General features: G+C 40.9%; 18 protein-coding genes. 4 read left to right on the top strand and 14 right to left on the bottom strand.

All coding sequences use genetic code 11. From position 1 onward, the window contains the following. Positions 1-138: 138 nt before the first annotated feature. The 7 genes from CSV76_RS13535 to CSV76_RS13510 form a co-directional block, all read right to left on the bottom strand. Positions 139-576 (bottom strand): hypothetical protein, encoded by a 438-nt coding sequence (locus tag CSV76_RS13535; RefSeq protein WP_099625914.1) that lies wholly within the window; start codon positions 574-576, stop codon positions 139-141. An 80-nt stretch (positions 577-656) separates the two neighbouring features. Continuing rightward, on the bottom strand, positions 657-1313 hold the full coding sequence (locus tag CSV76_RS13530; RefSeq protein WP_143560369.1) for a hypothetical protein: 657 nt from the start codon (positions 1311-1313) through the stop codon (positions 657-659). 32 nt (positions 1314-1345) lie between these two features. Next, entirely contained in the window at positions 1346-1513 is a 168-nt protein-coding gene (locus CSV76_RS17570; protein WP_198166205.1) for a hypothetical protein, read from the bottom strand. A 112-nt stretch (positions 1514-1625) separates the two neighbouring features. Continuing rightward, positions 1626-2096: a GNAT family N-acetyltransferase gene (locus CSV76_RS13525; RefSeq protein WP_099625913.1), complete on the bottom strand. Its 471-nt coding sequence runs from the start codon at positions 2094-2096 to the stop codon at positions 1626-1628. A gap of 32 nt (positions 2097-2128) precedes the next feature. Then, positions 2129-2551: a hypothetical protein gene (locus CSV76_RS13520; RefSeq protein ID WP_099625912.1), complete on the bottom strand. Its 423-nt coding sequence runs from the start codon at positions 2549-2551 to the stop codon at positions 2129-2131. 501 nt (positions 2552-3052) lie between these two features. Beyond that, the gene (locus CSV76_RS13515) at positions 3053-4063 is read right to left on the bottom strand and encodes a proline dehydrogenase family protein (protein ID WP_099625911.1); all 1011 of its coding nucleotides are present in this window, start codon (positions 4061-4063) and stop codon (positions 3053-3055) included. Positions 4064-4152: 89 nt separating this feature from the next. After that, the gene (locus CSV76_RS13510) at positions 4153-4770 is read right to left on the bottom strand and encodes a DUF3298 and DUF4163 domain-containing protein (protein ID WP_099625910.1); all 618 of its coding nucleotides are present in this window, start codon (positions 4768-4770) and stop codon (positions 4153-4155) included. Between the two features lie 119 nt (positions 4771-4889). Here CSV76_RS13510 and CSV76_RS13505 point away from each other — a divergent pair, with 119 nt between their 5' ends. Continuing rightward, positions 4890-5267 (top strand): nucleotide excision repair endonuclease, encoded by a 378-nt coding sequence (locus CSV76_RS13505; RefSeq protein WP_085426351.1) that lies wholly within the window; start codon positions 4890-4892, stop codon positions 5265-5267. 34 nt (positions 5268-5301) lie between these two features. Here the strand turns inward: CSV76_RS13505 and CSV76_RS13500 are convergent, their stop codons facing one another. Together CSV76_RS13500 and CSV76_RS13495 are read right to left on the bottom strand one after the other, a co-directional pair. Next, positions 5302-5607, bottom strand: a complete 306-nt coding sequence (locus CSV76_RS13500; RefSeq protein WP_158232811.1) for a YolD-like family protein — start codon at positions 5605-5607, stop codon at positions 5302-5304. A 152-nt stretch (positions 5608-5759) separates the two neighbouring features. Continuing rightward, positions 5760-7472, bottom strand: coding sequence for a methyl-accepting chemotaxis protein (locus tag CSV76_RS13495; RefSeq protein ID WP_085428955.1), 1713 nt, complete (start codon positions 7470-7472; stop codon positions 5760-5762). A 230-nt stretch (positions 7473-7702) separates the two neighbouring features. On the opposite strand from CSV76_RS13495, the gene CSV76_RS13490 reads away from it, so the two are divergent. After that, on the top strand, positions 7703-8128 hold the full coding sequence (locus CSV76_RS13490; protein WP_232319571.1) for a MarR family winged helix-turn-helix transcriptional regulator: 426 nt from the start codon (positions 7703-7705) through the stop codon (positions 8126-8128). A gap of 140 nt (positions 8129-8268) precedes the next feature. Here the strand turns inward: CSV76_RS13490 and CSV76_RS13485 are convergent, their stop codons facing one another. Next, complete coding sequence (locus tag CSV76_RS13485) at positions 8269-9021, bottom strand: SDR family NAD(P)-dependent oxidoreductase (protein WP_085426353.1); 753 nt, start codon at positions 9019-9021, stop codon at positions 8269-8271. A gap of 81 nt (positions 9022-9102) precedes the next feature. Then, positions 9103-10101, bottom strand: coding sequence for an EAL domain-containing protein (locus tag CSV76_RS13480; RefSeq protein WP_099625908.1), 999 nt, complete (start codon positions 10099-10101; stop codon positions 9103-9105). Positions 10102-10326: 225 nt separating this feature from the next. Between CSV76_RS13480 and CSV76_RS13475 the strand changes: the two genes are divergently transcribed. Together CSV76_RS13475 and CSV76_RS13470 are read left to right on the top strand one after the other, a co-directional pair. Beyond that, a complete protein-coding gene (locus tag CSV76_RS13475) occupies positions 10327-10740 on the top strand; it encodes a DUF948 domain-containing protein (protein ID WP_233204490.1) in 414 nt (137 codons plus the stop codon). 5 nt (positions 10741-10745) lie between these two features. Next, positions 10746-11183 (top strand): DUF948 domain-containing protein, encoded by a 438-nt coding sequence (locus tag CSV76_RS13470; RefSeq protein ID WP_085426356.1) that lies wholly within the window; start codon positions 10746-10748, stop codon positions 11181-11183. Positions 11184-11556: 373 nt separating this feature from the next. Here CSV76_RS13470 and CSV76_RS13465 read toward each other — a convergent pair whose 3' ends face one another. The 3 genes from CSV76_RS13465 to yhfH form a co-directional block, all read right to left on the bottom strand. After that, the gene (locus tag CSV76_RS13465; RefSeq protein WP_232319572.1) at positions 11557-12045 is read right to left on the bottom strand and encodes a DUF948 domain-containing protein; all 489 of its coding nucleotides are present in this window, start codon (positions 12043-12045) and stop codon (positions 11557-11559) included. A 19-nt stretch (positions 12046-12064) separates the two neighbouring features. After that, positions 12065-12487, bottom strand: coding sequence for a DUF948 domain-containing protein (locus CSV76_RS13460; RefSeq protein WP_085426358.1), 423 nt, complete (start codon positions 12485-12487; stop codon positions 12065-12067). 510 nt (positions 12488-12997) lie between these two features. Then, the gene (yhfH, locus tag CSV76_RS13455) at positions 12998-13129 is read right to left on the bottom strand and encodes a protein YhfH (RefSeq protein ID WP_085426359.1); all 132 of its coding nucleotides are present in this window, start codon (positions 13127-13129) and stop codon (positions 12998-13000) included. Positions 13130-13746: the final 617 nt, after the last annotated feature.

The following is a 13746-nucleotide window of genomic DNA, read 5'->3' as shown; positions in this document are numbered from 1 at the left end:
GTGACTAAATTTTATCAGAAGGTATCCTTTTTTTCTTCCTAAAATTAAAAAATCCTATATAAAAAAGAACGGACCCCATAAACTTCAATGGGTCCGTTCTTTTTCGATTTCAAGGAGGGTTTTGTCCCAGCCTCCGTTTTACTCGATTACTTTCACCCAGACTCTATACTTTTTGTCATCCGTCTGAACCAATTTAGTATTAGGGCTCGGTGCATTATTTTTCTTTGTGAAGCCTGCTTCAAACGAAGATGTTTTAGTACTCTCCCCTAGATTTTCCTCAGAAGGCATGCCGATTCCAATCGCATCCGTTACTGTCCACGTATCATCTTTCTCTCTGTTCAACTTTGCGATAAATATTTCTTCTGTGTCATCTAATGTCCCTTTATAGACACTGATTACTTTATTATTATCGACTTCCAACGTGCGGTATATTTTCACAACTTCCGCATAACCTTCATCTGTATGAAGCTGTTCGAGTGCCTCTTGTGGCGTGTTCGATGTACTGTTCTTATCTGCGGTCTGACAACCAGCCAGTATAACTGCCAAAAATGTAATATAAAATAGTTTCCGAAGCATAAGATCCTCTCCTTATCTATTTTATTGAATACCCTACTACGGGTTATATTCAATTATTATTTCATCTTAGAATCTACTAATTAAAAAATACGTTCTTTGTTTTTCTCGATAAGCTTGAAATGCACGTCTGATGACGATCCACTATAGATATGATTACTCACATCCGAGATATCGAGAATTTCATTGAGCTCAATGAATTCTGTGCGATTACCTTCCACTGTCATCGTGTAAGGCCCTGCTATATTCATCAGTGACTCCATTTTCGATTCTTCTGAGCCAAATCCTGTGTCCATAAACTCCAGTTCGAATGTTGCGGGTTTGCTGCTGTGGTTTTTCAATGTCAGCTCACACTCCCCCTTCATCCGTACATTATCTTCTACTGTATCAAATGTACATTCACCGTTCTGGTCGTACGAAATCGCGCCAATTCCACTCGCGATCGTTTCCTGATATGCCGTCACGAGATAGCCTGGAAGCAGTGCGTACAAAAACAACACTAGTACAGCCGCCACTACATAAAATTTCTTCAACCCATAAATCAGTAATGCCATCGCGATCAAGAATATAGTAGTAGCCACTATCCCTTTCCACACGAAACCATCTTCGTTTTGAATAGGAAACGACATAAAGGTAATGGTCGCCCCTATGAGCGGGTTATTCGGGTAGGGGAAAAATAAAAACATACAGATGGCAAGCAGCACCACTGCGCTTATAAGTGCGGTTATATTTTTTATCAAAACGTTTCTCCTTCAGTTGAAAAATTGTTCATCTACTTATTTAATTTGTCTGCAATCGATTGCAGGATTTCATTTTTCCGTTCTTGTAATTTAAGAAGTTTCAACGCAAACCATACACTAAAAATCAGGAATACGATTGGGATAATGTAGATCAATAGGCTGAAAATAGATATAAACGATAAAAACATATTGTTGTGCATATGTACTTCCTCCTTTCATGACTTATGTTGACCGCTTCTTTTTTGTAAACAGATTAGATACCAGCCTCAGATTGCAATACATCACTTGGTTCCTTCACTTGCAAGACCTTGCTCAGGAGAGTGATTTCTCCATAGAAACTACAGCAATTGACGTACCATCCGTTCTATGTAATACGGATTCTTCACACACATGATAGCCGATCGATTGATAGAGCGAGATATTTTTCTGCACATCTGCTCGCACTTTGCATGCTACTACTCTTTTCCCTTGTTGCGTCGCATAATCCTCTAAAAAGCGGAGTATTTCTTTCGCGATGCCTTGACCTTGTCTTTCTGGCACGACAGAAAATCTAGAAAAGTAGAGGCTGTCGTCTTCCAATCGAAAACGAACCATCGCAACGGGTTCTTCTTCTATATAACCGATAACCGCCTGTTCCCCATCTTTCAATGCAGCTGTAATACTCTCTACCGTTTCTTTCAGCGCACTCGTTGGCGGTTCAGCATGTTCGTATATCAAGAAGGCGCGAATCATCACGTCACGGATAATTGGCGCGTCAGATAATTTTGCTTCGATAATGTTCATAGTTACCCTCATTTCAAATCATTCTAGTGTTCTCATGAAAATACAGAAGTGAACGCTGCAATGTCTCCATTCTCAAATAGCTCAATCGTCTCATACTCTTTGTCTAACTGAATTTCATAGAGTGTCTGTTCTTGAAACGTTTTTGATTGACCTTTGTCTTGATCTTTATCATACAGTATACGCAATGTATCTCCGTCGCCTTCTACGTCAAAGTTTGCAAATTCTGCGGCATAATCTTCTTGATTTTCATGAGAAGCGTTAAAATAAATGATCAATTTATCTTCCGACGTGTTGAAAAATAAATACACACCATTATCAACTTGTGCTTGTTCGTAGAATTCCTGATCGCTCTTACTCAAGTCCTTTATCGCTACTTCTTCATAAGACAACGTCCGGTTCGTGTTACATCCTACGAGCACTAGTGCACAAAGAGCCATTACCAAAAGTTTTTTCATCAACTCTCCTCCTGCCTTTTGTGTGGTAAAGAGTGAAGATTTCTTTAATTATCTATAACACTACTATTTTCCATGTTTTATGTAAAGCAAGTGCAAAAAAACACTGCGGGAAAGAACAGTGTTTTTTGATAATAATATAGAAAGTTTACGTAGTCTGTATATCCGGATTTATTTGAAGTTATTGACTAACTAAGTGTGGTTTCCCGACTCATTTAGTCCAAGATCCTAAAAAAGCGGTGTTCTATGAGCGGTCGTGGATCGTCTATGATCACTTGCACTGAACCTATGAGCACTCGCGGACTCGGATAGAGCGAATATCACGTGCGATAGAGCGGTCAATCCCATTCTATGAGCACTGGCGCAAATCTATGAGCGGACACGGACGCAAACACGCACCCGCCCTAATCCATTATCCACGATTCCATATTCAAAGATGAACCCTAGTTGATCGAAATGCAAGGCGCAGCCTTCTCGTCTCCACTCACTTTGTCCTAAATCCAATCACCGATATTTAATCCAGCCGCCATCTTTCTTCTCGCCACTCCCACGCTTGCTCAAACGCCCAAGCACAAACGCCCCCGCGACTAAACCAATCGCCGTATTCGTTTTCTTATTAAACACTTGCTTGACAATCAAATTCATATTCTGCGGACGCTCCGCTAATCTTCGCATGAAGTACCCGTACCAGTCCTCGCCAAATGGTACGTATGTACAGAAGTTATAGCCCTCTTTCGCCAGTTGCAACTGCAACTCGTTGCGGAAACCGTATAACATCTGGAACTCGAACTGATTACGGGAAATATCATGCTCTTTCACAAATCGCTTCACATGATTGATGATATTGTGGTCATGTGTCGCAATCGACGTGAACGTTCCATGCAATAAATGTTCTTCAATAATCTTTATATAATTTTCATCAATATCTACTTTATCCATATACGCGACGTCAGGCGACTCTTTATACGCGCCTTTCACTAAACGAAGACGTGTATCCTCGTATCTTTTCGTATTGTCCATCGCATTGTGGAAATACGCTTGAATGACCGTACCGATATTTTTATAGCCCGCCACCTTCAATTCATCGAGTAGCTTAAACGTCGGGTCTAGCCGGTCGTAATTTTCCATGTCGAAATTAACGAAGATCTCGTTTTGGCTTGCACGTTCAACGATTTCTTCGATTTGTTGTTTACAAAAGTCATAGTCAATATCGAGGCCAAGCTGTGATGGTTTGAGTGAGATGTGCGCATCCACTTGATGTTCTTGGATTGCGTCCACTACGGCTAAGATTTGTTCTTTCGCTTCGATGGCCTCGCTTTTTTCGAACACAAATTCACCCAGATTGTCGATCGTGCATGAAATACCTGCTTGATTGAGCTCTTTGACACTTTTGATCATTTCTTCGATGTTGGTTCCTGCCACCACTTGTTGGGCTCCTAATTGGAAGCCGTATGTTTGGGCAGCTTGATTTAATAGTTGATTTTCAGATAAACCGATAAAGAAATCTCTTAGCATAGTTTCCACCTCAATTGTATATTTAGTATATTGAAATTATAACACTATTTCGTCATGTAAGCCCATACAATAGTTTATTCAGTTTATTTTCAAAATCCGATAAATGGTAACATGCGATCTGCGGGACTATTCGGTTTGATGATTTCTTGTAAATCGAGTAACGGTATCGGGAAATAAGGGAAACCTGCCACGTAAGGAGAAATTTCGTACAATTGGAAATAAACAACCAAACTAGTATCACCTATATAGAAATCCTGATCAGGACGTATTTTAGTGAATGGTTCTAAGACGGGCGTTTTCCATTGCTGAATATGACGTCTAATATATTCCGAGATTTTCTGGACATATGGACTGCCCGGCTTAAATAAATCTTGCAAATTGTATTGCCTTCCCGTCTTCGTATCGAGCGTCAGCGATTTAACGTATGTCATACCATGCGCTCCGCCTGTGAATGAGTAGACGATTAAGTTGATACTTAAAATATCACGTTGGTTATTTTTGACTTCGTAATTTGCCACCAATTCCACAAGACTTGATTCATAATAATTATTTTCCACAAGTAATTTATTCATTTCCTTGAAGAGTACGTCATTTAGCTTCTTCTGGACTTTTGGATCATCTAGTTTCGTGATGACAGGATAATACACATCCACTTTTGGTCTCGTATTCGATAGATGATACGTTTCTATAACAGCAGGATTTTTCATCGTTTCATCCTTCCCCAGACATTTGTCTACTATATGCAAGGGTTGGATGGAAAGTTTCTCGCTTTTTTTTCTGTCATATGATAGGATAAACACTGACTGATATGAGGATGTGAAGTAAAATGATCAATATTACATTACCTAAACCGGACGTAACGATCGTTCGCAGAAAACAAGAAATGGGACCGGATGAAACACCGATCAAGCCAATCTATGGTTTCATCGATTTTCATGATATTCCACGGGATAAAGGCGGCCTTTTGTTGTTCTTCAACCAAAGCGACGAGTTGTTATTCGTAGGAAAAGCACGAAAATTACGTCCACGTCTGAAAAAGCATTTTGAAGACCAAGTGTCTCCATTGCGTAATCACCGTGAAGAAGTAGCGAAAATTTCCGCTGTTATCATCGATGATCCAATGGAACGCGAAATCTACGAAACGTACGTAATCAACACACAGCAAGCCAAGTACAACGTAGAAAAAGCATTTTTCAGAGACTGAGCTGTCTGCCTTCGCAGACGGCTTTTATTTTTGTCTACAATCCGTCAGCTTCTCTTGATAACCGAACATCCATCACATCCGCCACATGAATTCTTTCTGTTCCGAACGGGTCGCGCAGTACAATTGTCATCGTCTGCAAATCGAGCGCTTCAATCACCCCTTGATGAAAGCGGACTTCCCCATCATGCCACGTTTTGATCCATGTCTCACAACGTCTGCGCCAAGCAACTTCAAGCGTCTCCTGCATCGTTTGTAGCTCCCAGTCAGTCAACTCGGGTCGTTCTATATAGTGGTCTTCCTGCTGCCAATCACGCAGTCTCTCGAGGTGTTCAGGCAGCATTAGCGAGGTCCACTTCAATTTCCCTCTATCTCGATTCCTTTCCATCACGTATTCCCCATTTCTTAAGCGTATGTATGTTCGCAGTATACAGAACGTACATTCGAAAATCAATAGTAAAAAAGACCATCGCCTGAAAAGCGATGGTCGAGTGTTTATTTAGGTAATTTGAATGAACCGACAAACACTTCAAGTTCCTGCGCCATTTGATTGGTCTGCATGGAACGTTCTGAGATTTCTTCGATGCTTGCTGTCGTTTGCTCGGCAGCTGCTGCAATATTATTCGTCATATCTTCTATATTTTGTACAGAGTGTGTCAAGTGCTCGATCAACTGAACAGCTTCTGTTGATTTCGAAGCTTCTGACGTCATCAAGTTCGAGATGTTTTTAATTTCTTTGACAGTTTCTCCAACTGCTACGGAAATATTACTCAAAGACTCAGACGTTAGCTTCACCGTTTCTGTACCTTTCGTGATGTGTTTCGTATTTTCTGATGTGGAAGTAATGACTTGCTGGATGCGATCCGAAATATCTTTCACCAGCTTCTCTACTTCGAGTACTTCTTGATTGGATTGCTCAGCAAGGTTTCGTACTTCTTCCGCAACTACCGCAAAGCCTTTACCGTGTTCACCTGCACGAGCCGCTTCAATGGATGCGTTCAATGCGAGTAAATTCGTTTGAGCTGCGATTCCCGCGATGGAGCCCGTGATGTTTTGAATCTTCGTCGTAGACTCAACCAAGTTTTGGATGGTGTCTCCTACTTCTTGTGAACCATTTCTAATTAATTCCATATCGTCACGAATTTCTTCCGCACGTTTCGCGCCTTCTAGTGCAATCTTCATCGTTTCATTGGAATTATTTAGCATGGAATCGGCACTTTGCTTCGTGTTGTCCAAACCACTTGCTAATCCCGTCAGAATACCCGTTGCGTGCTCCGCAGACGACGTGCTATCTGTAACCGCTGTGACAACTTCTTCAATATTATTCGCAACCATCGTAATCGCTTCACGCATTTCAGAAAGTGATGCAGAAGTTTCTCCCGCGTTTTCAGATAAATGCTGCGAAGTCGTATTCATCGTCGCAATCATATCTTGTAAGTTCACCGTCATCCGATTCAGTGTACGAGCCAAGTCGCCCACTTCGTCTTGTGATTTCACTTCTGTCGGTTGAACCGCCAAGTCGCCGTCCGCAATTTTCTTCGCTTGCTCAATTAAACTCGTAATCGGCTTCGTTTTCCGACGAATCAGGAAGCCTGTTCCGACTGAAGCCAGCAACATCGGAATGATACTAAGCAAAATCCCATCGCGTACGACATCCCATGTACGTTGTTTGACAATGTTGGCATCAAAATCAATGACACTTACTGCGATGATTTCTTTACTAGTATCCTGATCCTTATGAATAGGCGCATAACCTGAAAGTCGCTTCATGTCGCCATACTCGTAAGGTTGAGAGTAGGTTGGATGTTGGTGTTCAAGTAACTCATCAATCGCTTCTTTGTCCAAATGGAACTGATCTCCCGGTTTAAACCCTTTCGCCCTCAAATTATCGTCAAGCGCAATGAGTTTTCCGTCCAAATCCACAATATATTGTGTTTCAAATATATTCTTGTGTTCAGTTGTCCAGTTCAACGTCTTACCAATCTCATCTTGTGTATCTGCCTCACCAGCTAATGCCTTGTCCATATCACCCGGTCGAATCAATCCAGTAGTAATATTGGCACATCCATATGCTTCAATTCCTGCAGCGTCATATAATTTGTCATAAGCAGTCTTATATGTAGCTAGTGATGTAATGGCTAACATCACCACCAAGATTCCAGCTATAATCGTACCTAGCTGAAATGTTAACGAATCTTTAACTTTCATCAAACCTTATGCCCACCTTCCTATTTAGTTCATCTAGTTCATTCGTTGTCTTTATCATACGCTATCAATCTACAATTAAAAAGAAGAAAATGAAAAACTCTTTAAATATAAAATAATAAGCAAGACGTAGGTATTATTATCGTGTCACAACTGTTTCATTTCGTATATAATATTGTATGATGAATAGTATATAAACATAAAGTTTCTTGAAGGAAAGGGAGGCGTTCTTTTTGAATGAAAAACAAACAATTTTTAATTTGGTACATTTAATGGATCAAGTGACGAATAAAATGCTGATCCGTTTCCAGCAAGAATCTAAGCTGTCCCTAGGCATCTCCCATATCCTTGTGTTGCTAGAGTTACATAACAAAGGTGAGCAACGTCCTTCTGACTTGGCTGAGACACTAGGCTTTACACCCGCTTCATTGACGCATTTGTCGTCAAAGCTCATTAAAAGCGAGTTTATTACGTTGCGGAATGATGAAAAAGACCGCAGAACAAAGTATTGGAAAATAACTCCCATGGGCCTAGAAATTTTAGGTGAAGCACAGAGATGTGGAATGCAAGTGCGTTCGGAGTTCTTTAGTCACTTATCGGAAGCTGAACGAAATAGTTTAATCCAAATTTACACTAAGTTAAATAACACGTTTGTTTGAGGGGAGCTGTTCCACTACGGAGCAGCTTTTTTGTTTTGGCAAGGGTATAGCTAGATAACTGGTAAAGGCTGTTGCGAACTCGCTCATTCTTCCATACAAAAAAGCTGCCCCATAAAATCAGGACAGCTTTGAATAATGTATTAACGTAATTTGATAGATCCGCCGTCGACCATCATCGTTTGACCGGTGATGTAAGAAGCGTCTTCGCTCGCTAGGAATACTGCGGTGCGACCGATGTCTTTCTCTGGATCACCAAGGCGTCCAAGTGGATTTTTCGCAAGAATCGCTTGATAAGCTTCGGGATTTTCTTTACCCCAATGCTCAATGCCTGGTGTTTTAGCAATTGGTGAAATAAGGTTACACGTGATACCGTATTCTCCCCATTCATTCGCCGCCACTCTTGTGATCCCGCGGATAGCTTCTTTCGCCGCAGCGTATGAACCTTGGTTCACATCACCGTTTAATCCTGCACCGGATGAGAAGTTAATAACGGATCCTTTTGACTCTTTCAAGTGCGGAAGAGCCGCTTGCATCAAGTAGAGCGTCGGATAAAATCCTGTATTGAACGACAGGTCTATGTCTTCTTGTGTCATCTCTTCAATAGATTTCATACGTGAAGCATGAGCGTTGTTAACTAAAACATCCAATTTACCGAGTTTCGTTACAACTTGCTCAACAATGGAAGGTAATTCTTCTCGTGCAGTTAAGTCCGCTTGAAGAAAAATCGATTGCGGAGAGATTTTCTGCAATTTTTCAATCGCCGCTTCGCCTGCTTCTTTGTTCAAGTCAACGATCGCAACAGTCGCTCCTTCTTTTACGAATGCCGTAGCGATTCCTAATCCGATGCCTCCTGCTCCGCCTGTGATGATTGCCACTTTTTTGTCTAATTTCATATGTATCATCTCCTTATTAATTTTATTTTAACATTAAACTAAATTCAATGTAAACTAATTAACTCCGTCCACACGTATGCTTCATATCAAGATTTCAGCTAGTGGAACTGCTGAAGGTTTACCAAATAAATAACCTTGAAATAATTGGTATCCTTTCGCTTTCAACCACTCAAAATCTTCTACTTCTTCTATCCCTTCCGCTAGTGGAATCGCATCTACCGCTAGCGCTTTTTCAAGAAACTTCGCTGCTATAACTTGCTTAGCAGGATCAGTAGCGACACCTTGCACATACTTAATATCAAGCTTCATATAGTTCGGACGAAGAAAAGACAATACTTCAACCGTGTTATAGCCTTCCCCTACATCGTCAAGCGCATACTCGAATCCTCTTGAATGATAGTACTCCAAAATGGTTTTTAAATGGTCCATGTCTTCTACTTTTTCTGACTCCACTACTTCAAAAATCAAACGGTATGGGTCAATCTCCAAATCATTCGCTAATTTAATAGTAGATCGCAAGCAAAACTCAGGTGAATATATAGACGTTGGAATGAAATTAATGAATGCTTTTTGCGTAATACGCTTTGCATACCGAACGGCCGTCAGACGACAGACTCTGTCGAGAGCATATAACCTACCGCGTTCTTTTGCTGCGGTGAAGATTTCATTTGGATAGATCACTCTACCGTCTTTATGGTAGAAACGTGCGAGTAATTCATAAGCATAAATCTCAAGGTCCGGTGTAACAATAGGCTGATAGTGGCTCGTTAGTTGTTCATCTTTAATCACTTGGTCAATCCACTGCATTTCGACGACTTGCATGACTTCCGTGAACGGTCGCCAGTCGGTTTGGTCCAGACGAAACTGAATAGAATCCATTTCTACTGCATGATCGACGCAAAAGTCGTATAATTCTTTTATCCCTTGTTCTTTTACATGAAATGTTTGGTCTTCCTGGCGCACCAGCATGTGAGCTCGTTTCAAATGCTCTTCTATTGAAACGATCAGTGCGGGTTGCTGACATTTTTCAAATGATACTTCATAATCAATATCACGGACAATGCAACCTTTACAAGGCATTTTTTTCACTCCTTCTACGTCTGATTGAAAAATTATATCATATTTGAGGTACTTTACTCACATAGACGATGTAAAAGTAGAATATTTCTAGTTAATTAGCATGCCAGTGTTTAGATTACTTTCATTTGTGGAATGACAAGGATATAGAACGTTTACCCGTTTAAACGTAAGTAAGACGTTCAAGGTTAGAAACGCACTTATTATGTGGAGGTGACTAGATTGAAGGTGCTCTTGTATATTAGTGCCATAGTCGCCGTTGCGGCTTTAGTAGTTATCGCAATTGCTATTATCAAAACAGCCAAAGCGGTCAAAGAAGCAATGACAGATGTAAAAGAAACGATGAAACGTGTAGAACTGAAAGTGGGCGGGATTACGGATAAAGCCGATCAGCTCATGACGCAGACGAACCAAATTGCAGAAGATGCGAATGCAAAACTGCAATCGGTTGACGGATTGGCGGCTTCAGCGAAAGAACTTCGTGAATCCACCGAGTACGTGCAGAACTCTATCGCTAAAATGGCGGATCAAGTATCAGCGCCTCCAGGCAAGTATGCCAAGTTGATGGAGCAGACGACTGCATTGTCTGAAGTAGCGTCCAAAATGTATTACAAGATGAAGCAGAATAACGGAGAGAGGTGAACTTGATGGATTGGGTACTAGGAATAGGCGTACTGCTAATTGGCATCGCGCTACTAATTGTCGCAATCGTGTTGATCAAACCGCTCGGGAAGTTGACCGAGGTGTTGGAGAGTGTCAAGAAGACGACCGATACCCTGCCGTCAACGGTAGCGGAAGTTACGGGTCAGACACAGCAGATCCTTCATACGACAAATGATACGATCAGTAATGTAAACAAGCAGATTTATGAAGTCACTCCTGTTTTCCAGATTGTTGGAGATGTCGGTGAGGCTTCACGTGAGGTAACGACGGCTGCACTGGATACGACGATTCGTTTTAAAGATCGTGTAGGCCATGCGGGTGAGTTTGTCCGAGAGAAAGAGTATAAAGGGTTGTATGGTGTGGCGACGCTGGCGTTTTATTTGATGCAGCAGCGCAAAGAGCTTAAGAAGATGCGACCATAAGTGGAAGAGCTGTTCAGAGAGTCTTACAGAGACTTTGTGAATGGCTCTTTTTTTTGTGGGTTGGGATAAAGAAGCAAACGTGGAGAAATAATAAAAGATAAAACATTAGTCAATTTCCCACTTTCAATCTGATTCTATTCTAAAGCGAAACACTATCTGTCCTACCTAAACCAAACGAAGGCGCCTCCCAAGCAGTAGGCGTAGTGAAGAGACAGGGACAGGCGCCCTTACCTGTCCTTGGCTTTTCACGGAAGCTATCTGCTAGCGCCGTAGTGAGTTCAATGACGTTTCTACTCCCCACTCACTAGGTTAGAAGCAAAAAAAGACTGAAGATCAAGCCTGGGTAGGTTTGGTCTTCAGTCTTTGCCAGCGCTTAGATAGAGTCTGGCGCTGGTAGTCTTTTTGTTGGTTGGTTCTGCTCTGCGTGGTCTTTTGCTGTACTTACGGATTGTTTACGCTTTTTGAAGATGTAGTAACCTAGCATGGCTGAACCGTAGATGTTGCCTAGTTTTTTGTTTTGCTCTGATGTGTCTGTGTGCTCTCCTTTTTGTTGGACAGATGATGACACGTCCACAAGTGAAGAAGTTAATTGATGTGTAGATTCGCCAAGGTCCCCGATTACTTGGAACAATGGTGTGAGATTTTCAATTTTTGTATTGATATCTGCTAATGAATCATTACTGTTTTTGATTAAGTTTCCTGTTTCATCCAAGATACCGTCAAGTTGTTTCGGAAGTGCCCCTACTGTCTCATCGACATCGTGTAGGATATTTCCAACTTGTTGTAGTACTTTAGCGAAATAGATAGCTAAAATGACGAAGGCAATACCAATCAGTATAACGCCAATTCCAACGAGATCCATTCTCAACCCTCATTTCCTTTTACGTAGTTTTTGTACTTCTTTTGCCGCGTTGCCATGAATTATAAACCTGAGCGCCGAACTCTCCATATTGAATGGCTTGAACGAACTTTTCTGTTCCCGGAAGAGAACCGTCCTCTTCAAACTGTCTTGTCCGTTTGTTTACTTCTTCACTCAAGTACTGGCTTGACCGTCCGATATTTTCAATAGTAGAAAATAAAGGTGTCGTTGCAGCGAGTTTCACTTGAACATCTGTTGCCAGTTGTTCCGTCTCATTTAAGGTTCCATATAATTGCTCCATGCTTTTGTCCAGCTCTGCCTCTACCCCTTTTACCGTTCCCATGACTGTCAGCAATAAGTTTGAAGACTTCGTCAGTAACAATGAAAGGTAGATGGCGACAATCAATAGTGAGATTGCGATCAATAGTAGACCAATGTACGCCATACATACATCCTCCTCTCTAACAGACTAAATACACCTTATCATTCTATACCACTCTCAGTTTTTCTAAAACATTAAACATCTAAAGTTCTGTAATCGGATTTAGGAATTTTACTTTTCATGTTTTGTAAATGGGGACGGGGAGAGAAAAGTTGATCTACGTTCCAGGCGGACGCGTTCGGGAGGGCTCGCGGTGAGCCAACTGTTCGCTTCGCTCTCTTAGTTGTCTCTCCTGTCGAGCTGATCCTCCCCGAGTCGCCGCCTTCCACTTCGATCAACTTGGTGTCGTTTTTTAACTTAGTTAGTATAAGATCAAACTCTAATATCGAAGAGATCAACCTATTATTGGTGAATACTACTTTATCATGAGCTGAATATAGAGTATTTCTATATTACAAAATCCCTCAGCTGATTTTTACAGGCGAGGGATTTTGTATTTGCTATGTATTTGGCAATAGTCATGCTATTTCGCGCAAAAAATCCTATGCCCCATTAGAAGCATAGGATTCTTTATTAATGTTCATGTCGTCCGACGCAACGCTCGCATTCGTACATTACAGATTCTTGCTTTTCCTTGAATTGGTTACCACATTCTGTACAAACCTTTTCCACCATTTGTCTCGTCTGCTCTGTGTTCTTTTTCATCGTTCATTCCTCCATTCGGTTAGTTAGTATTCCTCTGTACTGATACAGCTTCTTTTCTTGTTATTAATATATAACAGAATAGTCTGAGTTGTCATTCATTTCAGACAGAAGCTATTATTTCGCGACGAATTCCAAAAGAGCACGACGAATGATAGATTATGTGCTTTAAAATAGAAAGTGGTATGTCACTGTACTGACATACCACTTTTTTACTTTACATCATCAGGCCGTATACCATCACAGCCGCGATGATGACAAGAGTTATAACAAACACCGTCCATTGCATGTTATCAGGCTTCTCTGGTCTACTATCCCATTTCTGCATGAACAAACGCTTCCTTTCTGATGTGTTAGTTCTTCATATATTAGTTTTCCCTTGCATCGGTGAATTAAACAATGCTTATTTACGTATAACTAAGAAAAGACTTCCCTATTAGTGAATGTACTTACTAGTATTTCATCACAAAAAGCTGATAAATTTTTGCATGAATTTATTAAATGAATAATGAAATGGATATGTTAGAAATCTCACCAAGCAAGTAACCGCTTACATCTACAAGACTTTTTCCTTTTTATCAAACTTCATAAAATAAACACACAATTTAGAACTTTCTTAT

It is taken from the genome of Sporosarcina sp. P17b (assembly GCF_002743115.1).
Classification (GTDB): Bacteria; Bacillota; Bacilli; order Bacillales_A; family Planococcaceae; genus Sporosarcina; species Sporosarcina ureae_C.
This window is presented reverse-complemented; position numbering and strand designations above follow the sequence as displayed.